The following is a 20,679-nucleotide window of genomic DNA, read 5'->3' as shown; positions in this document are numbered from 1 at the left end:
TGAGTTCTCAAGGAACGGACGCTTCCTTTGTACTCACCCTCTCGGGCTTTCCTCCGGGCGCTTCCCTTCGGTCTTGCGTTTCCGACTCTATCAGATCTTTCAGGACCTGATTTCCTCGGTGCTTTCCAGGTAATCCGCTTTCGCGTTTCCCTTTCCAGCGGCTCCGACTTTATCAGATTCTCTGAGTCGGAATTTCCACCCTGTTCGGGGACTGTCTCCGGAGCACGAAGCTCCGGGGTTCCCGTTCAGGCGGAGACGTAAACGTACTGGAGCGGGCCGCCCCGATGCAAATCGGGGCGGCCCGCTCCTGGTTGAGGCCTTGCCGGCGGTCAGACCTCGACGACGACCGGGAGGATCATCGGGCGCCGGCGGTAGGTGTCGGACACCCACTTGCCCAGCGTGCGGCGGATGAGCTGCTGGAGCTGATGGGGCTCCACCACACCGTCCTGGGCCGAGCGCTCCAAGACCTCCGTGATCTTCGGGATGACGTCGGTGAAGACGGAGTCGTCGATGCCGGATCCGCGTGCCTGCACGTGCGGGCCGGCCGTGAGCTTGCCGGTGCTGGCGTCCATCACCACGAAGACCGAGATGATGCCCTCGTCGCCGAGGATCTTGCGGTCCTTGAGCGTGGGCTCACCGACGTCGCCGACCGAGAGACCGTCGACGTAGACGTACCCGGCCTGGACCTTGCCGGCGATCTTCGCCTTGCCCTCGATCAGGTCGACGACGACGCCGTCCTCGGCGATGACGATCCGGTCGTGCGGGACGCCGGTCAGCGCGCCCAGCTCGGCGTTGGCGCGCAGGTGTCGCCATTCGCCGTGGACCGGCATCAGGTTGCGCGGCTTGCAGATGTTGTAGAAGTACAGCAGCTCGCCCGCGGAGGCGTGGCCCGAGACGTGCACCTTGGCGTTGCCCTTGTGGACGACGTTGGCGCCCCAGCGGGTCAGACCGTTGATGACGCGGTAGACCGCGTTCTCGTTGCCCGGGATCAGCGAGGACGCGAGGATCACCGTGTCGCCCTGGACGATCCGGATCTGGTGGTCGCGGTTCGCCATCCGGGAGAGGGCGGCCATCGGCTCACCCTGGGATCCCGTACAGACGAGGACGACCTCGTGGTCCGGAAGGTCGTCGAGCGTCTTGACGTCGACGACCAGACCCGGCGGGACCTTCAGATAGCCGAGGTCACGCGCGATGCCCATGTTGCGGACCATCGAGCGGCCGACGAAGGCGACCCTGCGGCCGTACTCGTGGGCGGTGTCGAGGATCTGCTGGATGCGGTGCACGTGGCTGGCGAAGCTCGCCACGATGATGCGCTTGCCGGCGTTCGCGAAGACCTGGCGCAGCACGTTCTGGATGTCGCGCTCGGGCGGGACGAAGCCCGGGACCTCGGCGTTCGTGGAGTCCGAGAGGAGAAGGTCGATGCCCTCCTCGCTCAGCCGGGCGAACGCGTGCAGGTCGGTGAGCCGGCCGTCCAGCGGGAGCTGGTCCATCTTGAAGTCGCCGGTGTGGACGACCATGCCCGCGGGGGTGCGGATGGCGACCGCGAGGGCGTCCGGGATGGAGTGGTTGACCGCGACGAACTCGCAGTCGAAGGGGCCGATGCGCTCGCGGTGGCCCTCGACCACTTCGAGCGTGTAGGGCCGGATGCGGTGCTCCTGGAGCTTCGCCTCGATGAGCGCGAGGGTCAGCTTGGAGCCGATCAGCGGGATGTCCGGCTTCTCGCGGAGCAGGAAGGGCACGCCACCGATGTGGTCCTCGTGGCCGTGCGTGAGCACGATGCCCTCGATGTCGTCGAGGCGGTCCCTGATGGACGTGAAGTCCGGCAGGATCAGGTCGATTCCGGGCTGCTCCTCCTCGGGGAAGAGCACTCCGCAGTCGACGATCAGCAGACGGCCTCCGTACTCGAAGACCGTCATGTTCCGGCCGATCTCACCGAGACCGCCGAGCGGGGTGACGCGCAGGCCGCCCTTCGGGAGGACCGGCGGTTTACCGAGTTCAGGATGCGGATGACTCAAAAGACTCTCCTCACCACGCGCGCCACGTACCTGGCAAGGCACGTGGCGCGCGTGACGTTCGTGCAGTAGCTGTTGTGTGGGGTGCAGGCCCTCGGCCTGCGGTCAGACGTATTCAGTTGTGAAGTCTGTGGTTAGAGCTCTACCCCGCCGGCGCCAAGATCGATCTTGAGCTGGCTGGTCTCCTCGGGCGACAGTTCGACCATCGGGGCGCGGAGCGGACCGGCGGGCAGGCCCTGGAGGGCGAGCGCGGCCTTGGTCGTCATGACGCCCTGGGTGCGGAACATGCCGGTGAAGACGGGGAGCAGCTTCTGGTGGATCTCGGTGGCCTTCTGGACGTCCCCCGAGAGGTACGCGTCGAGCATCGCGCGCAGGTCCGGGGTGACGACGTGACCGACGACGGAGACGAAGCCCACCGCGCCGACGGAGAGCAGCGGCAGGTTCAGCATGTCGTCGCCGGAGTACCACGCGAGGCCGGAGCGGGCGATCGCCCAGCTCGCGCGGCCGAGGTCTCCCTTGGCGTCCTTGTTGGCGACGATACGCGGGTGCTCGGCGAGCCGCACCAGGGTTTCGGTGTTGATCGGTACGCCGCTGCGGCCGGGGATGTCGTAGAGCATGACCGGCAGTTCGGTCGCGTCGGCGATGGCCGAGAAGTGCCGGTACAGGCCCTCTTGCGGGGGCTTGTTGTAGTACGGCGTCACGGTGAGCAGGCCGTGCGCGCCGGCCTTCTCCGCGTCGCGGGCGAGCTCGATGCTGTGGCGGGTGTCGTTCGTGCCGACGCCGGCGACGATGTGGGCGCGGTCGCCGACCGCCTCCAGCACGGCGCGTACGAGCTCCGATTTCTCCGCGTTGCTGGTGGTCGGGGACTCACCGGTGGTGCCGTTGATGATCAGGCCGTCGTTGCCTGCGTCCACCAGGTGGGTCGCGAGCCGCTGAGCGCCGTCGAGGTCGAGTCCGCCGTCCGCCGTGAAGGGCGTGACCATGGCGGTGAGGACCCGCCCGAAGGGGGTCTGCGGAGTGGAGGTCGGAGCCATGGGTAATACGCTACTCGCTGCTCACCGCGTGGTCTGCCCTCGGGGACCATGACAAAGCACGACAAAGGTGGAACCCGGCACTGCCTGCTCGGGGGTTCAAGCAGTGCCGGGTCCGTTTGATCAGGCTAGATGAACTTCGCGAAATGCCGCAATCGGGACACTTCGCTCGGCTGAACCGTACATCTGTGCCGGACCGGTGCACGGTGGCGTGTTACGGCGCCACGCGCCCGTTGGCGTTGTAGGCCGCGTGCGTGAGCGGCATGAGCCGAGCCCACTCGGCCTCCATCTTCTCGGCCACCATCTCGATCTCCCGCTGCGGGAACGAGGGCACCTTCGCGAGCTCGTGCTGGGTGCGGAGTCCGAGGAAGTGCATCAGCGAACGGGCGTTGCAGGTGGCGTACATCGAGGAGAAGAGTCCGACCGGGAGGGTGGCGCGGGCGACCTCGCGGGCGACACCGGCCCTCAGCATCTCCTGGTACGCGGCGTAGGACTGCCGGTAGGACTCCTCCATGGCCGTGGTGACGGTCCTGTGCTGCTCGGGGGTGCCCTCGACGAACTCGTACTTGCCGGGACGCCCCTGCTGGACCAGCTTGCGGTCCTCGGCGGGCACGTAGAAGACCGGCTCCAGCTCCCTGTAGCGCCCGGATTCCTCGTTGTACGACCAGCCCACGCGGTGCCGCATGAACTCGCGGAAGACGAAGATCGGCGCGCTGACGAAGAAGGTCATCGAGTTGTGCTCGAAGGGGCTGCCGTGACGGTCCCGCATCAGGTAGTTGATCAGGCCCTTGGAGCGCTCGGGGTCCTTCTGCAGCTCCTCCAGCGACTGCTCACCGGCGGTGGAGACACGGGCGGCGAACAGCACGTCGGCGTCGGAGGCCGTGTGCTTGATCAGCTCGACGGTGACATCGCCGCGGAAGCTGGGCTTGAGGTCGTCGGCTGGGGTGTCGGTCACGGTGCGAAGGGTCCTTCCCACATCACTGGCTCGGGCGGCGACCACTTTACGGCCCGGCATCCGCCCGGCATCCGCAACCGGGCGTTCGGTGCCGTGCCCCGACATTCATCGGCGAACTTCTGCGAATTCGGTGATTCCGGGCACCTCTTGTAACGTTCGCCCGTCTGTATGAGTGAGAGCGACGTGTTCGAGAGGTTCGCGCCGCTTGCCATCGGATCACCCAGGTCGCCCGGATAACCCGGATCACGTCACCGTGCCCGTATGCCCCCAGAGGAGAAGCACCGCCCATGTCCCTCCCCCAGCTACCGCCGGGAGGTGCCCCCAGCGCGCCCGTCCCGTTCGCCTTCACCGCCGAAGCCGACTCCTTCCGCAGCAACGTCGCTCCGCCGCCGCGTGAGCGGTCCACCGCCGGGCAGATAGCCGGCCGGTGGCTCTTCGGCCTCACCCTGGCCGCCGGGATAGCCGGATCCCTGATAGTCGGAATGCCCGCCCTGTCACAGGATCCGTCACCTGCGCAGACGCAGCACTCCGTGGCGTCGGACGGCCGCTGACTCTTCCGGACCCCCAAGGGTGGTGAGCCGGCAACCGGCTCGATAACCTCACCGGGCACTGCCCATGTGTGGATCGAGTGAGGACCAGACGTGCCCCTGCCCTTTCTGACGGCGGACCGCGCCTTTGACGAGGCGGCCGAGGATGTCGCGCTTCCCTTCGACGACCGCGACCGCTGGCGGCGCCCCTACCGGCCCGGCCCCTGGCGGGTGGGCGCGGCCGCGCTCATCCTGCTGCTCGCCTCGTACGTGCTCGTCGCCGCCGTGATCATCGCCGTCACCGGAACGCCGGCCGGTGCCGCGGCCTGCATGGCCGCCGCGGCGGTCGTCATCCTGTGCGCGCTGCGGCTCCTGCGCATGGGGGTGTGGGTCAGCGCCCGAGGACTGCGCCGGGTGGGCTTCTTCGTCACGCAGACGACTCCGTGGAACCAGGTCGTGGCGGTGCGCACGGTGCAGCGGCCGGTGCGCTGGCTGGGGCTGCCGCGCACCGTCCAGGGCCAGGCTCTGACGCTGGTGAGCGCGGACCGCGCGCCCGGGGACGTGCCGCCGCTCATGACCACGCACAACGCCGACTTCCTGGCGCGCACCGAGGCCTTCGACCGGGCGGCGGACGTCGTCGAGGTGTGGGCCGACGAGTACCGCCGGGCCTGAGGCTCACGGGAGACATCACGTCGAAGGGGCCGGTCCGCACGGGGTGCGGGCCGGCCCCTTCGACGTACGACCGGGTCAGGCTTCCAGGGTCCGGCCCTCGTGGAGGGCGATGGCCCGTTGCATGGCCTTGCGGGCGCGCGGGGTGTCGCGGGCGTCGTGGTAGGCGACGGCGAGGCGGAACCAGCTCCGCCAGTCGTCCGGGGCGTCCTCGGTCTCGGCCTTGCGGCGGGCGAAGACCTCGTCGGCCGAGTCGCGGTCGATGCGGCCGCCCTCGGTGCGCCGCAGTTCGTCGACGGGCAGTCCGCCCTCGGCGTCGAGCACGACGGCGAGCCGGTTGGCCTTCCGGACGAACTGGGTGTTCTGCCAGAGGAACCAGACGCCGATGACCGGCAGGATGAGCACCGCGACACCGAAGGTGACGGTGATCAGGGTGCCGTTCTGGATGAGCAGCACGCCCCGGCTGCCGACCAGGACGAAATAGACGACCAGGACGGCGGCCGTGATGGCATAGGTGATCTTCGCGCGCATGTCTGCCGGCTAACTGTCGTACGTCCCCGGCTCAGCCGAGGTCGAGGAAGTGTTCCAGGCCGAAGGTGAGGCCCGGGGTGGTCACCACGCGGCGGGCGCCGAGCAGGATGCCCGGCATGAAGCTGCTGTGGTGGAGGGAGTCGTGGCGGATGGTCAGGGTCTCGCCCTCGCCGCCGAGGAGGACCTCCTGGTGGGCCAGGAGGCCGCGCAGCCGGATCGCGTGCACCGGGACGCCGTCGACGTCGGCGCCACGGGCGCCGTCCAGGGCGGTGGCCGTGGCGTCGGGCTGCGGGGCGCTGCCCGCGCGCTCGCGGGCCGCCGCGATGAGCTGAGCGGTGCGCGTGGCGGTGCCGCTGGGCGCGTCCACCTTGTTCGGGTGGTGCAGTTCGACGACCTCGACGGACTCGAAGTACGGCGCGGCGGCCTCGGCGAACTTCATCGTCAGGACGGCCCCGATGGAGAAGTTGGGGGCGATGAGCACGCCCGTCTCCGGGGACGCGGCGAGCGAGGTGCCGAGCTGCGCGAGGCGCTCCTCGGTCCAGCCGGTCGTGCCGACCACGGCGTGGATGCCGTGCCGGACGCAGAAGTCGAGGTTGCCCATCACCGAGGCCGGGGTGGTCAGCTCGACCACGACCTGGGTGCCGGCCTCGACCAGCGTCTCCAGCTTGTCGCCACGGCTCAGCGCGGCCACCAGTTCCATGTCGTCGGCGGCCTCGACGGCTCGTACCGCCTCGGCTCCGATCCGGCCCTTGGCACCGAGGACCGCCACGCGCAGCTTGCTCATTGCTTCGTTCCTTACCGAGACGGGATTTACGCGACCGCGTCGTGCAGTCGGGACGCCTGCTTGTCCTTGACCGGACCGATGACCGCCAGCGAGGGCCGCTGTCCGAGGACGTCCCGGGCGATGGAGCGGACCTCGTCCGGGGTGACCGACGCTATCCGGGCGAGCATGTCGTCTACCGACATCTGCTCGCCCCAGCACAGCTCGCTCTTGCCGATCCGGTTCATCAACGCCCCGGTGTCCTCAAGGCCGAGGACCGTGGAGCCCTGGAGCTGGCCGATGGCGCGGCCTATCTCGTCGTCCGTGAGGCCGTGCTCGGCGACCTGGTCGAGCTCGTCGCGGCACAGCTTGAGGACGTCGTGGACCTGGCTCGGGCGGCAGCCCGCGTAGACGCCGAAGAGGCCGCAGTCGGCGAAGCCCGAGGTGTACGAGTACACGCTGTAGGCCAGGCCGCGCTTCTCGCGGACCTCCTGGAACAGGCGCGAGGACATGCCGCCGCCGAGGGCGGTGTTCAGGACGCCGAGGGCCCAGCGGCGGTCGTCGGTACGGGCCAGGCCCGGCATGCCGAGGACGACGTGGGCCTGCTCGGTCTTGCGGCCGAGGAGCTCGACGCGGCCCGCGGTACGGATGCTGCGCAGGCCGTCGCGCGGGGCGATGGGGGCGGCCGTGGCGTTCTTGAAGGCGCCGGCATTCTCGAAGGCGGCACGGACCTGACGTACGACCTTGTTGTGGTCGACGTTGCCCGCGCAGGCCACGACGAGGTGCGTCGGGTCGTAGTGCTTCTTGTAGAAGCGGCGGATGCGGTCCGCGGTGAGGGCGTTGACGGTGTCGACCGTGCCGAGGACCGGGCGGCCGAGGGGGGTGTCGCCGAGCATCGTGTGCGCGAACAGGTCGTGCACGCAGTCGCCCGGGTCGTCCTCGGTCATCGCGATCTCTTCGAGGATGGCACCGCGCTCGACGTTGACGTCGTCCTCGAGGATGAGCGAGCCGGTGAGCATGTCGCAGACGACGTCGATGGCCAGCGGCAGGTCGGTGTCGAGCACGCGTGCGTAGTAGCACGTGTACTCCTTGGCCGTGAACGCGTTCATCTCGCCGCCGACCGCGTCGATCGCCGAGGAGATGTCCAGGGCGGACCTGCGGCTGGTGCCCTTGAAGAGCAGGTGCTCCAGGTAGTGCGTGGCGCCGTTCAGGGACGGCGTCTCGTCGCGGGAGCCCACGTGCGCCCAGATGCCGAACGTGGCGGAGCGCACGGAGGGGAGCGTCTCGGTGACGATGCGCAGGCCGCCGGGCAGGGTGGTCTTGCGGACCGTGCCGATGCCGTTCGCACCCTTGATGAGGGTTTGGGTACGGGCGACGGCCCGCGCCTCCGAAGAGGTGCGGGCCGTCGTCGTGGAGCTACTCGACGTCACTGGTCGGTGTCGTCCTTCTTCTCATCGTCGCCTTCGCCCTCGATCACGGGGATCAGGGAGAGCTTGCCGCGGGAGTCGATCTCGGCGATCTCGACCTGGACCTTGGAGCCCACGCCGACGACGTCCTCGACGTTCTCCACGCGCTTGCCACCGGCGAGCTTGCGGATCTGCGAGATGTGCAGCAGACCGTCCTTGCCCGGGAGCAGCGACACGAACGCACCGAAGGTCGTCGTCTTCACGACGGTACCCAGGTAGCGCTCGCCGACCTCCGGCATGGTCGGGTTGGCGATCGAGTTGATCGTGGCGCGCGCGGCCTCGGCCTGCGAACCCTGGGCGGCACCGATGTAGATGGTGCCGTCGTCCTCGATCGTGATGTCGGCGCCGGTGTCCTCCTGGATCTGGTTGATCATCTTGCCCTTCGGGCCGATGACCTCACCGATCTTGTCCACGGGGATCTTGACGGTGATGATCCGCGGGGCGTTCGGGGACATCTCGTCCGGCGTGTCGATCGCTTCCATCATCACGTCGAGGATGTGGAGGCGGGCGTCGCGAGCCTGCTTGAGGGCCGCGGCCAGGACGGAGGCGGGGATGCCGTCCAGCTTGGTGTCGAGCTGGAGGGCGGTCACGAACTCCTTGGTGCCGGCGACCTTGAAGTCCATGTCGCCGAAGGCGTCCTCCGCACCGAGGATGTCGGTGAGGGCGACGTAGTGCGTCTGGCCGTCGATCTCCTGGGAGATCAGACCCATGGCGATACCCGCGACGGCGGCCTTCAGCGGCACACCGGCGTTGAGCAGCGACATCGTGGAGGCGCAGACCGAGCCCATGGACGTCGAGCCGTTGGAGCCGAGGGCCTCGGACACCTGACGGATCGCGTAGGGGAACTCCTCGCGGGTCGGCAGGACCGGCACGATCGCGCGCTCGGCGAGCGCGCCGTGGCCGATCTCGCGGCGCTTCGGGGAGCCGACGCGGCCCGTCTCACCGACGGAGTACGGCGGGAAGTTGTAGTTGTGCATGTAGCGCTTGCGGGTCACAGGGGAGAGCGTGTCCAGCTGCTGCTCCATGCGGAGCATGTTGAGGGTGGTGACGCCCAGGATCTGGGTCTCGCCACGCTCGAACAGCGCCGAGCCGTGCACGCGCGGGATGGCCTCGACCTCGGCGGCCAGCGTACGGATGTCCGTGACGCCGCGGCCGTCGATGCGGACCTTGTCCTTGATGACGCGCTCGCGGACGAGCTTCTTGGTCAGCGCGCGGTACGCGGCGGAGATCTCCTTCTCGCGACCCTCGAACTGCGGGAGCAGCTTCTCGGCGGCGATCTCCTTGACGCGGTCCAGCTCGGCCTCGCGGTCCTGCTTGCCGGCGATGGTGAGCGCCTGGGCGAGCTCGCTCTTGACCGCGGCGGTCAGGGCCTCGAAGACGTCGTCCTGGTAGTCCAGGAAGATCGGGAACTCACCGGTCGGCTTGGCGGCCTTCGCGGCGAGGTCCGACTGCGCCTTGCACAGGACCTTGATGAAGGGCTTCGCGGCGTCGAGACCGGCGGCCACGACCTCCTCGGTCGGCGCCTCGGCGCCACCCTGGACGAGCGTGATGGTCTTCTCGGTGGCCTCGGCCTCGACCATCATGATCGCGACGTCGCCGTCCTCCAGGACGCGACCGGCGACGACCATGTCGAAGACGGCGTCCTCGAGCTCGGTGTGCGTCGGGAACGCGACCCACTGGCCGTTGATCAGCGCGACGCGGACGCCGCCGACCGGGCCGGAGAAGGGGAGACCCGCGAGCTGCGTGGACGCGGAGGCGGCGTTGATCGCCACGACGTCGTACAGGTGGTCGGGGTTGAGCGCCATGATCGTGGCGACGACCTGGATCTCGTTGCGAAGGCCCTTCTTGAAGGACGGACGCAGCGGGCGGTCGATCAGGCGACAGGTGAGGATCGCGTCCTCGGAGGGACGGCCCTCACGGCGGAAGAAGCTGCCGGGGATCTTGCCCGCGGCGTACATCCGCTCCTCGACGTCCACCGTCAGGGGGAAGAAGTCGAGCTGGTCCTTGGGCTTCTTGGAAGCGGTGGTGGCCGACAGCACCATGGTGTCGTCGTCCAGGTACGCGACGGCGGAGCCGGCGGCCTGCTTGGCCAGGCGGCCCGTCTCGAAGCGGATGGTGCGGGTGCCGAAGGAACCGTTGTCGATAACGGCCTCGGCGTAGTGGGTCTCGTTCTCCACTAGCGTTTTCTCCTCGTCTTCGTCCCGTCCTGCCCGTGTGGCAGGGGGACGGTGGCGGAGAAGCGCTCCTTCTGGTGCGGGCCGGTCTTCGATCGAAGCACCCGGGGCTGTCGCGCCCGGGGGCCACTACCGAGGACCGGCGGCGATGAGGCGCGCTTCTCCTCGTTCGTTGTCGTGAGATGCCCTACCCGGCGGGTACGGCGTCGTCACGCTGTGTTCGTCCGTGCTGTTTCCTGCGTATTGCGTTGTGCTACCACACTACAAAGCGTCGGTGACACTCCGCACGTAGAGAGCGCCCTCGGCAGCACATACAGCAAAAGGAGCGGTCCCCAGGATGTGGGAACCGCTCCCTTCACGGCGTCTTACTTGGCGCCGCCGGCCGCACCGCGGCGGATGCCCAGGCGGTCGACCAGCGCACGGAAGCGCTGGATGTCCTTCTTGGCCAGGTACTGAAGCAGGCGGCGACGCTGGCCGACCAGGATCAGAAGACCACGGCGGGAGTGGTGGTCGTGCTTGTGGGTCTTGAGGTGCTCGGTCAGGTCCGAGATCCGGCGCGAAAGCATGGCGACCTGGACCTCGGGGGAGCCGGTGTCGCCCTCCTTCTGACCGAACTCGCTGATGAGCTGCTTCTTCGTAGCGGCGTCGAGCGGCACGCTTACTCCTTGTAGTCTCGTGTCTGCCACCGAGTGCCCCTGGTCGAATTCTCAGGGGAGCTTCCGTGACTCGGAAGGCGGGGATCCGCTGGGCGCGGCCTCCAGAGCAGCGCTCCGGGGGTGCGTACACAAACGGCCGTTTCACAGGGTACCAGCCTGGCCGGATACGTCTGTCCGGGTCCGCGAACCTTCCCGGACGGCGTGGACCAGGCCACTAGGGTGACGGCAGAGGTCAGCCATACGTGGGGAAGGGGCCGGCGGAACATGGCCGAGGAAGCGGAGAACGACGTCAGGGCGCGCAAGGAGCGGGAGAAGGACGAGCTCTACGCACTCGACATCTCGGGCGCCGAATGGCAGAGCGCGCCGGGCACCGAGCAGCACGAGGAGCGGGTCGAGATCGCCCACCTTTCCGGGGGCGCGGTGGCCATGCGGTCCTCCCTCGACCCGGGGACGGTCCTGCGGTACACCGAGGCGGAGTGGCGGGCCTTCGTGCTGGGCGCGCGGGACGGCGAGTTCGATCTGGAGCCGGCTCCGCACGCGGGTGGTCTGCCGGCGGAGTAGCGGGACATCGGGAACCGGGGCCGGTGCGGAGAGTCTTCCGCGGCGGCCCTTTTGTCTGCCCGGCCGTACCGCAAGTGCCCTTCCGGGTGCCATTGTTTGTCCGCTTTCGGGCTCAATGGTGAGCGTGCGTAGGCCACTTCTGGGCAGGGTGTGCCGTAACGGGCTGCCGCGGTGCGGTGGACGGGCCTGCCGCGCGAACAGTCATGGTGATTAGGCTGGGACCGGGCGCGACGCCTGAACCCGAGGACGGGGGGCTCGCGTTATCCGGAGAGCCGGTCAATTCGGGCGGTCTCGTACGGACTTCGGGCGGCCTCGGTCGTCCGTGAACGTCAACGGACGACAAGCAGACGGTCGGCCCGGCACGGCTTGCGGGTGCTCGACCACACCAGGAGGAATTGTGAACAGCGATCGGGGCGGGATCCGCGGGGGCTGGGCCACGCCCGGCGATGACCAGTCCGACGCCGAGTCCGCCGTCGAGACGACGGGCGAGTTCACCATCGACTACGCGCCGCCCGCCTGGTACACGCAGAACGCCTCGGACGGTTCCGGGGATTCGGGGGGCACGGACGACTCGGGGGACTCGGACGGTCCGGTGGGCCCGGAGGGCTCCGGGGAGTCCGACGGCCCGAAGGATGCCGAGGGCGTGACGGACGCCGGGGAGCGGCAGGAGTCGCCTGGTTCCGACGCTGCGGTGCCTACGGGTGACCCGGTGGCCTCGGAGGGCGCGCCCGTCGCCGAGGAGGGGCCGACGGCTGCTCCGGTGACCGGATCGGCGCCCGTCGCCGGTCCCGAGGACGGGCCCGCGGACATTCTGCCGCCGGTCGCACCGCCCCATGTCGTACAGCCGCCCGCGACGGCGCCGGCTCCGGTCGGCGAGGTGGGCGGCCCGACCGCTCTGCCGAACCTCCCCGCGGGCGGGGTCCCCGCGCCGTGGACGCCGGCCGTTCAGGCCGCCGCCGTTCCCAGCTCCCCCTCCGACACACAGGATTCCGGGAACGGGGACCTCGAGAGCGGCGCGACCATGCGGTTCTCCGCCGTCGCGCTGCAGCGTGAGATCGCGGAGCGGACGGCTGCCGAGGACGCCGGGGCCGAGGACGCGCCCGTCGCCGGTTCCGGTGGCGAGGACGCCCAGGCCGAAGGACCGGCCGAGACCGAAACCGAGACCGCCTCCGCCGGAGGCGACGACCGGGGCGACGAGGGCACGGTGCCCGGCGAGGACGCGGCCGAGGACGCGGGCTCGCCCGTGGCCCTGGCCCTGGTCCAGCCGGACGACGCCGACCGGTCCGGGCAGGTCGCTCCCGCCGTCCCCGTGGCCGCCCTCGAACCCGCCCCCGCGCCCGTCGTCGATCCCGTGCTCGCCTATCAGTCGCTCGAGGCGGCCTCCCAGTCGCAGCGCGCGGGCGTGACCGACGTTCCGGTGGCCGCCCCGGCCGAGACCGACGACGCGGTCCGTACGGACGCGGGTACGGACGCCGGTACGGACTCGGGTGCGCACGACCCCGCCGCGTACGAGCTTCACGACGCCCCGCTCCAGGACGGTGGGCCTCAGGACACGGTGCCTCAGGACAGCGAGCCCCAGGACGCGGTGCCCGAGGTCCGGCCGCAGGAGCCCGAGGGTGTGCGGGACGCGCCTCCCGCCTGGGCTCCGCCGCCGCTGCCGCAGGGTGGGCTGCCGCCGTTGCCGCCCTCCTACCAGCCCGCGGCCCCCGCACCGGCCCCGCAGTGGCCCGCCACGACGGAACCCGCGTCGGCCCCGCAGGGCCAGGTGCCGCACCAGGCGCCGATGCCGCAGCAGGCACCCGTGGCTCCGGCCCCGGGCCAGCCCTTCCAGCCCCCCGCCGCACAGGCACCGGGCCAGCCCTTCCAGCCTCCGGCGGCACAGCCACAGGCACCGGCTCCCGGCCAGCCCTTCCAGGCCCCCGCGCCGGCACCCGCTCCCGCTCCCGCTCCCGGCCAGCCCTTCCAGCCCCCGGCGCCGCAGTCCGTGCCGACTCCCCCGCAGGCCCAGCCCTCGGCAGCGCCCGCCCCGGCCGCGCCGCAGCAGGGGAATTACGGGTTCCCGCATCCCGGCGCGCAGGACCCGGCGTCCGCCACGCAGGCCGGCTACGGCTTCCCCCAGCCCGGCACGCCCGCTCCCGCGGCCCCGCCCGCCCCGGGCTACGGGTTCCCGCAGCAGGGCACCGCGCCTCAGGACCAGCAGCCGGCTCACCCCGGTGCCCCGCAGGCACCCGGCTACGGCTTCCCGCAACCCGCCCCGGCCCCCCAGCCCGCGTCGGACACCGTTCCGCCACAGCCCCCTGCCCCCGCTCCCGCCCCGGCCCCTCAGCCTGCCTACGGCTTCCCCCAGCCCGGCACCGCACCCCAGGACCAGCAACCGGCCCACCCCGCAACCCCGCAGGCACCCGGCTACGGGTTCCCGCAGCCGGTGCCCGACGCGCCCGCCCCGCAGCCCGGTTACGACCTCGCGCAGCCGCAGGCCGCCCCTGCCCAGCAGCAGCCTCCGTATCAGCCGGGCCCGCCGCCCGTGCAGCAGCAGCCCGTCGCCCCGACCGCCCCCGTGGACCCGCGGACCGGTACCGCCTGGCCGCAGCCCGTGCGACACGATCAGCGGCAGCCGACCAACCCCGGCGCTGCGCCGCTCGGTTACACCGCGGCCGTGGAGCTGTCCTCCGACCGGCTGCTCAACAACAAGCGGCAGAAGGTCAAGAGCGGCCGTCCGGCCGCCGCGCAGTCCCGGTTCAAGCTGGGCGGCAAGAAGGAAGAGGCCGAGCGGCAGCGGAAGTTGGAGCTGATCCGCACTCCGGTGCTCTCCTGCTACCGGATCGCCGTCATCAGCCTCAAGGGCGGTGTCGGCAAGACGACCACGACGACGGCGCTCGGCTCCACGCTCGCCACCGAGCGCCAGGACAAGATCCTCGCCATCGACGCCAACCCGGACGCCGGCACGCTCGGGCGCCGGGTGCGCCGCGAGACCGGGGCCACCATCCGTGACCTGGTGCAGGCGATCCCGTACATCAACTCGTACATGGACATCCGGCGGTTCACCTCCCAGGCGCCCTCCGGGCTGGAGATCATCGCCAACGACGTCGACCCGGCCGTGTCCACGGCCTTCAACGACGAGGACTACCGGCGCGCGATCGACGTCCTGGGCAAGCAGTACCCGATCATCCTGACCGACTCCGGCACGGGTCTGCTGTACAGCGCGATGCGCGGGGTGCTCGACCTGGCCGACCAGCTCATCATCATCTCGACGCCGTCGGTGGACGGGGCGAGCAGCGCCAGTACGACGCTGGACTGGCTGTCGGCGCACGGGTACGCGGATCTCGTCGCGCGGTCCATCACCGTCATCTCCGGAGTGCGCGAGACCGGCAAGATGATCAAGGTGGACGACATCGTCAGCCACTTCGAGACGCGCTGCCGCGGTGTCGTGACCGTGCCGTTCGACGAGCACCTGGCCGCGGGTGCCGAGGTCGACCTCGACATGATGCGGCCCAAGGTGCGCGAGGCGTACTTCAACCTCTCCGCGCTGGTGGCCGAGGACTTCGCGCGGCACCAGCAGTCGCACGGGCTGTGGACCAACGACGGCAACCCGCCGCCGGTGGCCGCGCCGCCGATGCCGGGTCAGTACGTTCCCGGACAGCAGGTTCCCGGACAGTACGCTCCCGGGCAGCAGGTTCCGGGCCGGCCCGCTCCTGGGCAGGTTCCGCAGCCGCCGCAGCCCGGACAGCCGTACGCCCAGCCGGGACAGCCCCATCCGCCGCAGCCCGGTCAGCAGTACCCGCAGGCGCCGGGCCAGGGCTACCCGCAGGCGCCGGGCGAGGGCTACCCGCAGCCGCAGCCGCCCCAGCCCGGTCAGCAGTACCAGCCGGGTCAGGAGTACCAGCCGGGTCAGGAGTACCAGCCCGGTCAGCCCTACCCGCCGCACCAGGGGCAGACCCCTCCGCCTCCGGCGCCCCCGCAGCAGTAGCGGCGACCGGCTCCGTCGAGGGGCCGACCGCCGGGAACCGTGAAGACCCGCACCGTTCACGGACGGTGCGGGTCTTCGCGTATCGGAACGGGCCGGAGACGGACCGGGAAGGGCTACTCCCCGTCGTACGCCTCGATCAGTTCCCGTGAGCGCTTCACATCGTCGCCGATGGCCACCAGCAGGTCCTCGATGGAGTCGAACCTGGCCTGGCCGCGGACGAACGCGAGGAAGTCGACGGCGACGTGCAGGCCGTAGAGGTCGAGGCCGACGCGGTCGATGGCGTACGCCTCCACGGTGCGCTCGGTGCCGTCGAACTGCGGGTTCGTGCCCACGGAGATCGCGGCGGGCATGGCCTCGCCCTGGGCGTGCAGCCAGCCGGCGTAGACGCCGTCGGCGGGGATCGCGGTGTGCGGGAGGGTCTCGACGTTCGCCGTGGGGAAGCCGAGTTCGCGGCCGCGCTGGGCGCCGCGGACGACGACGCCCTCGACACGGTGCGGCCGACCGAGGATCTCGCGCGCGCCCTCGACATCGCCCTCGGCGACGAGGCGCCGCGTGAGGGTCGAGGAGAACGGCTCGCCGCCGCCCGCCTCGCCGGACACGAACAGGTCGACGACCTCGACCTCGAAGTCGTACGTCTCCCCCTGCTCACGCAGGAAGCCGACGTTGCCCGCGGCCTTGTGGCCGAAGCGGAAGTTGGGGCCCTCGACGACCGCCTTGGCGTGCAGCTTGTCGACCAGCACCTTGACCACGAAGTCGGCGGGCGACAGCTTCGAGAACTCGGTGGTGAACGGCAGGATGAGCAGGGCGTCGACGCCCAGTTCGGCCATCAGTTCCGCGCGGCGGTGGTGCGGGGCCAGCAGCGGGGGGTGGCTGCCGGGGCGGACGACCTCGCTGGGGTGCGGGTCGAAGGTGACCACGACGGAGGGGACGCCCAGCTCGTGGGCGCGGTCCACGGCATGCCGGATGATGACCTGGTGTCCGCGGTGCACCCCGTCATAGGAACCGATGGTGACGACGCTGCGCCCCCAGTCCTCGGGGATGTCCTCCAAGCCACGCCAGCGCTGCACTGTGACCGCTCCTTGTCGAACCCGTGTCCATGAATGCCTTATTCGCAGCTCTAAGGGTGCCATGCCGTGCGCTCTCGGCTTGCATCGGCATCAGGCTGTGACCGATCGCTCAGCGCCGCGGTGTGCGGTGCCGAGTGCTTCGGGGTGTGCGGGCGTGGGTCAGGCGGGAGCCCTCGCCCCGGCCAGGCTCTCGATCAGACGGCGCGTGCCGGGGCCCACGAGGACGGACCACTCCTCGGGGGTGCCGGTCACCCAGCGGGCCAGCAGGGTGGCGAAGCCGGGAACGCGGCGGGCCAGGTCGGCCAGGCCCCGGTCGAAGGCGCCGGCCCCGGCCGGGGTGCGGACGAGGAGGAGGCCGACGCGGTGCACCAGCTCGCGGGTGGGTGTCTCCCCCCTGCGGTCGAGGCCGTCGGCGGCGGCTCTCAGCACGGTGTCGAGCACGGCCGGATCCCGCTCGTGCGCCAGCAGCAGGTCGAGCAGTTCGCGCCGCAGCGAGGCCGCCGCCGGGTCTCCCGACGCCCGGTCGCCCGGTGCCCGCCCTCCCGGCGTCGCCAGGACCTGGGCGAGCGCGCTCCGCAGCGGTGTGCCGCACGTCTCCAGAAGTCCGCTGACCAGGGGAAACAACGCTCCTGGAGTGGCGCTGCCGTGATCGATGCGGCGGTCCACGTCGGCGGCCATGTACGCGGCGACTCCCGGGCACAGCTCCACGGTCTCCCGTACGAGTGCGGCGACCGGACGGGCCAGCGCGGGTGTGGTGACGTCCGCGAGGGCGCGCAGCAGCTCGGCCGTGTCGGGGCCGAGCCGCCGCAGCCGGTCGCGGAACGCGGCGAGCACAGGCTCCGGGTCGCTGCCGAGCGCGGCCGCCAGCGCGCTCGCCGGCAGCCGTGGGTCACCGGCCGCGAAGCGTTCCAGAACCCGCGGCAGGCACCGGGCCCGCGCGAGCGGATCCTGTACGAGGATGCCGAGCGCTCCGCCGTGCAGGGCCCGGTCGGCGGGACGGGCGAGCAGGGCGAGAGCCGCGTGACGCAGCGGCTCACGGTCGGCGGGGCCGGCCGCGAACGGTGCCGCGCGCAGTCCATGGGCGACGGCCGCCGCCCGGCGCCGCGGCCGTTCGTCGTGCGCCCACCGCTCGACCGCCCGGCACACGGCGGAGGGTTCCTCCTCGGCCAGCACCGCCAGCAGTTCGTCGCCGCGCGGATGGGCGGCGGCCATCAGGGCCTCGGTCAGATCGTCCGGGGCGCGCCACCGGTGCGCGTACAGCAGTGCCTGCGCGGCCGTCGCCACGGTCGCGTTCGGTGTCGCGGTCAGGGGCCGCTCGTCGTCGAACCAGCGGGTGAGGTGGCGGTGTACGGCGATGGGGTCGGCGGCGAGGAGCCGCGAGACCGTGTCGAGGTGGCGGGGGGCGACGGGGGCCTCGCCCGGGTACGGGGGTTCGGTCGCCGGAGATCTGCGGGGGTCGGCGGCCACCAGGCGCCTGAGCAGGTCGAAGCGTTCCGTGTCCGGGACGGGCAGGGCCACCCAGAAGGGCGGGCCGAATCCGTCCGGCACGCCCCTGCCCTGCTGCCGCCACACCACGATCCGTTCGGTGAGCAGCCGCAGCGCGCCGATGTACGGGGTCGCGTCGGGCACCCGGAGCAGGACGGCCGCGCAGAGGCGGGTGGCCCACCAGAGGGCGTCGCCCGGCGGGGCGGTCGGCGGGTCCGGCGCTTCGGGCGGGGGCAGCAGGTCGTCGACCGCGTGGACGAGGTCCTCGAGGCGGAGCGTCAGTTCCGCGGTCTCCTGCCGGCGGGCCAGCAGGAGCAGAGTCTCGACGACGGGGCCGATCCTGTGACGGGGGACGGGAAGGGCGCCCGCCCCGGAGGCCGGCGTCCCGACGTGCTGTGCCCCGGCGTCGGGAGGGGCGGACCGGACGCGGCGGGCGTTCCGGCGGCCGGGCGCCGTGGTGTCCGTACGCCCGGAGCCGGTGTCGAGGGTGGCGCGTGCGCGGTGGACCAGGCTGTCCAGCGCCGCGTCCAGGTCGAGGTGGGTGCCCTGGATCCAGTCGGCGAGTTCCTCGTGGGCGAAGCGGTAGCCGTCGCCGGCGGGGACGAGGAGTCCTTCGGTGAGGACGGCGGACGCCCAGCCGGTGATGCCGTCGAGGCGTCCCCGGGCGGGGCCCCAGGGGAAGACGCTCTCGAAGGAGGCCCGGTCCAGTTGCCCCTGTCCGGGGCCGAGGCAGCGCCGGGCGGCTTCGTGCACCTGGCCGGAGACCCGGGCGGCGAGCCGGCGCACGGCGGTGCCGCGCAGTCCGTTCGCCGCGGCGAGACGGACCCCGACGCGCAGGCACATCAGGTCGAGGTGAGCGGCGAACACCTCGTCGCGGTCGAGCTGTTCGGCCGGTAGGTCCACGGGCGCGGCCATCACCTCGGAGAGCAGCCGCAGCACCAGGGGACGGCGGGCGTCGGCCGGCACCAGCGCGCCCTCCGGAATCCCGGCACGCGTCCGCGCCGACCGCGCCTCCGCCTCGCTCAGCTCACCGAGCGGCACACAGGCGGGCAGCCCCCCGCCCGCGTCCGGCGCCGAAAGCCGGACCGCGTCCGTTGACGGCGGCGCGCCCACGTCCGTCGGCGACCACCCGTCCCCGTAGGCGGAGTGGGCGGAGTGGGCGGAGTGGGCGGACAACTGCCCGCCGATGTCCTCGGCCGGAGCCGGCCCCCTCCTGACGCCGCATGGCGACACCCTGGAAGCCAATTGCGACACCCCGGAATCCAGCGGAGCCTGCCCACCGGCGTACGCCGACGGACGGCCATCCGCACCCGGCCCCGACTCCCCGTCCAAACCCACGCCCGCCGACGGCGACACGCCCGCGGAGGCGGACGCCGCCTTGGCGGCACGGCCGGACGCCTCCGCGGCCGGGTCCGGTGCCGGGTGGTGCAGCAGCGCGGTGGGGAATTCCGTCCCGGCCCGTTCCCAGTACTCCGCGCGGCAGGCGACGGCGAGCCGGGTGCCGGTCTCCGTCAGCCAGGCCGTCGTCGCCTCCGTCCAGGCCGGGAGGCGGTGGGCGAGTTCGGGGGGCATCTCCTCGGGGCCGTCGAGGAGGAGCAGCAGGGGCCGACCCGCGGCGCGTGCGGGCGCGGCCAGGCGGTCCGGCGCGATGTCGCCCAGTTCGCCGCCGTACCCCTCGGGAGGCAGGACGCTCCTGTCCGTCGGGGAGCGCCGCGCGGTCGGCGCACCGGTGGCCCCGGTGGTCCGGCGGGACGCGGCGACGATCCGCCCGGCGCGCTCCAGGGCCCGGGTCGCGGCGTCGGCCACCGAGGTGTCGTCGGCGCGCAGGTCGGCGCCGCGCAGCCAGAGGGTGGGAGCCGGTTCGGAACCTCGCAGGCGGCGGGCGGCGAGGGCGGCCAGCTCCGTCGTACGGCCGCTGCCGGGCGCGCCGACGAGCCCGAGGACGAGGGCCGGTCCGCGCTCGAAGGACGCGAACTCCCTGATGACATCGGTCCGTTCGACGATCCTCCGGTGCGCGCCCGCGGTTCCGGACGGGGCCGGCGGGCGGGGTCCGTCCGAGCCCACCGAGGTCGCGGTGAGTTCCAGCGCGGCCGCGAGGTTCAGATCGGCGCCGTAGGCGGGCACGGTGGCCGCGTTACGGGCCAGCAGTTCGTTGAGGGGCCCCGCGCCGCCCCGCAGGGGAATGGCGCATCCGGGGGCTCGACGGCCCGCAGTGTCCTCCCCCGGCGCGGTGCCGTCCGGGCCGGCGGGGCGCGGGGCGGTGCCGACGACCGCGACGACGGCGCCGGTGCGGGCGTCGAGGACCGGCCCCCCGGCCGCCCCTCCGCCCGGCCTGAGCGCGTCCGCGCCCGCCGTGCCGATCGCCAACTCCAGTGCGCCGTAAGGGAGATGGGTCGGGCCGGCGACCGGGTACGGCGCGTTGGAGGAGCCCAGCACGCGCGCCTCGCGCCAGCCGCCCGCGGCGAGCCTGACATAGGTGCCGGTCGCGACGCGGTCCCGCACGGTGACGGGGAGCGGGCGGAGGCCGAGGCCTCGGGTGTGGACGAGGGCGAGACCGAGGTCGGGCAGCAAAGTGACGGCGTCGGCGCCCAGCACGCAGGTGCGGCCGCCGGAAGCGTGCAGGACCAGCCGGTCCAGGCCGTCGACGGCCTCGTGGCTGGTGATCACGGTGCCGTGGTGGTCGGCCGCGAAACCCGTGCCGCGTGGCCGGCCGGCCAGATCGCGGACGCGTACGAGGGCGTCGTCCCCCGGCTGTACGGCGTCGTCCGCCGCCTCTTCGTTCCCGGTCCGCGGGCCTCGCCCCGCCATACTCCAACCT

General features: G+C 71.7%; 14 protein-coding genes. 4 read left to right on the top strand and 10 right to left on the bottom strand.

The annotated features are described in order from the left end of the window. Positions 1 to 329: 329 nt before the first annotated feature. From ACIQ7M_RS37055 to thyX, 3 genes are all read right to left on the bottom strand, one after another. Complete coding sequence (locus ACIQ7M_RS37055; protein ID WP_355767953.1) at positions 330 to 2,015, bottom strand: ribonuclease J; 1,686 nt, start codon at positions 2,013 to 2,015, stop codon at positions 330 to 332. Between the two features lie 131 nt (positions 2,016 to 2,146). Next, entirely contained in the window at positions 2,147 to 3,046 is a 900-nt protein-coding gene (gene dapA / locus ACIQ7M_RS37050; RefSeq protein ID WP_355767956.1) for a 4-hydroxy-tetrahydrodipicolinate synthase, read from the bottom strand. A gap of 211 nt (positions 3,047 to 3,257) precedes the next feature. Then, positions 3,258 to 3,998: an FAD-dependent thymidylate synthase gene (gene thyX / locus ACIQ7M_RS37045; RefSeq protein WP_361694989.1), complete on the bottom strand. Its 741-nt coding sequence runs from the start codon at positions 3,996 to 3,998 to the stop codon at positions 3,258 to 3,260. 287 nt (positions 3,999 to 4,285) lie between these two features. On the opposite strand from thyX, the gene ACIQ7M_RS37040 reads away from it, so the two are divergent. Next, positions 4,286 to 4,549, top strand: coding sequence for a hypothetical protein (locus ACIQ7M_RS37040; RefSeq protein WP_403652515.1), 264 nt, complete (start codon positions 4,286 to 4,288; stop codon positions 4,547 to 4,549). Positions 4,550 to 4,639: 90 nt separating this feature from the next. Beyond that, positions 4,640 to 5,197 carry a hypothetical protein gene (locus tag ACIQ7M_RS37035; protein WP_403652512.1) on the top strand — a complete coding sequence of 186 codons (558 nt, stop codon included), beginning with the start codon at positions 4,640 to 4,642 and terminating at the stop codon, positions 5,195 to 5,197. A 75-nt stretch (positions 5,198 to 5,272) separates the two neighbouring features. Here ACIQ7M_RS37035 and ACIQ7M_RS37030 read toward each other — a convergent pair whose 3' ends face one another. From ACIQ7M_RS37030 to rpsO, 5 genes are all read right to left on the bottom strand, one after another. Continuing rightward, the gene (locus ACIQ7M_RS37030; RefSeq protein ID WP_355767967.1) at positions 5,273 to 5,725 is read right to left on the bottom strand and encodes a hypothetical protein; all 453 of its coding nucleotides are present in this window, start codon (positions 5,723 to 5,725) and stop codon (positions 5,273 to 5,275) included. Between the two features lie 31 nt (positions 5,726 to 5,756). After that, complete coding sequence (gene dapB / locus ACIQ7M_RS37025) at positions 5,757 to 6,509, bottom strand: 4-hydroxy-tetrahydrodipicolinate reductase (RefSeq protein ID WP_386987958.1); 753 nt, start codon at positions 6,507 to 6,509, stop codon at positions 5,757 to 5,759. A 26-nt stretch (positions 6,510 to 6,535) separates the two neighbouring features. Further along, positions 6,536 to 7,915 (bottom strand): M16 family metallopeptidase, encoded by a 1,380-nt coding sequence (locus tag ACIQ7M_RS37020; RefSeq protein ID WP_403652508.1) that lies wholly within the window; start codon positions 7,913 to 7,915, stop codon positions 6,536 to 6,538. Then, a complete protein-coding gene (locus ACIQ7M_RS37015) occupies positions 7,912 to 10,128 on the bottom strand; it encodes a polyribonucleotide nucleotidyltransferase (protein WP_355767976.1) in 2,217 nt (738 codons plus the stop codon). Before ACIQ7M_RS37015 ends, ACIQ7M_RS37020 begins: the two co-directional genes overlap by 4 nt. Before the next feature lie 362 nt (positions 10,129 to 10,490). Then, positions 10,491 to 10,781, bottom strand: a complete 291-nt coding sequence (gene rpsO / locus ACIQ7M_RS37010; protein ID WP_081219736.1) for a 30S ribosomal protein S15 — start codon at positions 10,779 to 10,781, stop codon at positions 10,491 to 10,493. A 264-nt stretch (positions 10,782 to 11,045) separates the two neighbouring features. Here rpsO and ACIQ7M_RS37005 point away from each other — a divergent pair, with 264 nt between their 5' ends. Together ACIQ7M_RS37005 and ACIQ7M_RS37000 are read left to right on the top strand one after the other, a co-directional pair. Beyond that, positions 11,046 to 11,342 carry a DUF397 domain-containing protein gene (locus tag ACIQ7M_RS37005; protein WP_355767979.1) on the top strand — a complete coding sequence of 99 codons (297 nt, stop codon included), beginning with the start codon at positions 11,046 to 11,048 and terminating at the stop codon, positions 11,340 to 11,342. Positions 11,343 to 11,739: 397 nt separating this feature from the next. Beyond that, entirely contained in the window at positions 11,740 to 15,309 is a 3,570-nt protein-coding gene (locus ACIQ7M_RS37000; RefSeq protein WP_403652503.1) for an SCO5717 family growth-regulating ATPase, read from the top strand. A 113-nt stretch (positions 15,310 to 15,422) separates the two neighbouring features. On the opposite strand, the gene ACIQ7M_RS36995 is transcribed toward ACIQ7M_RS37000, so the two are convergent. Further along, positions 15,423 to 16,376 (bottom strand): bifunctional riboflavin kinase/FAD synthetase, encoded by a 954-nt coding sequence (locus tag ACIQ7M_RS36995; protein WP_355767986.1) that lies wholly within the window; start codon positions 16,374 to 16,376, stop codon positions 15,423 to 15,425. Positions 16,377 to 16,535: 159 nt separating this feature from the next. Continuing rightward, entirely contained in the window at positions 16,536 to 20,669 is a 4,134-nt protein-coding gene (locus ACIQ7M_RS36990) for a serine protease (RefSeq protein ID WP_403652500.1), read from the bottom strand. Positions 20,670 to 20,679 lie beyond the last annotated feature (10 nt).

The sequence above is a fragment of the Streptomyces sp. NPDC096324 genome, assembly GCF_044763015.1.
Taxonomy (GTDB): domain Bacteria; phylum Actinomycetota; class Actinomycetes; order Streptomycetales; family Streptomycetaceae; genus Streptomyces.
This window is presented reverse-complemented; position numbering and strand designations above follow the sequence as displayed.

Excerpts from the sequence above, each read along its gene's own strand:
- dapA (WP_355767956.1), bottom strand. The coding sequence starts at position 3,046 with ATGGCTCCGACCTCCACTCCGCAGACCCCCTTCGGGCGGGTCCTCACC.
- ACIQ7M_RS37040 (WP_403652515.1), top strand. The coding sequence starts at position 4,286 with ATGTCCCTCCCCCAGCTACCGCCGGGAGGTGCCCCCAGCGCGCCCGTC.
- ACIQ7M_RS37030 (WP_355767967.1), bottom strand. The coding sequence starts at position 5,725 with ATGCGCGCGAAGATCACCTATGCCATCACGGCCGCCGTCCTGGTCGTC.
- dapB (WP_386987958.1), bottom strand. The coding sequence starts at position 6,509 with ATGAGCAAGCTGCGCGTGGCGGTCCTCGGTGCCAAGGGCCGGATCGGA.
- ACIQ7M_RS37005 (WP_355767979.1), top strand. The coding sequence starts at position 11,046 with ATGGCCGAGGAAGCGGAGAACGACGTCAGGGCGCGCAAGGAGCGGGAG.
- ACIQ7M_RS36990 (WP_403652500.1), bottom strand. The coding sequence starts at position 20,669 with ATGGCGGGGCGAGGCCCGCGGACCGGGAACGAAGAGGCGGCGGACGAC.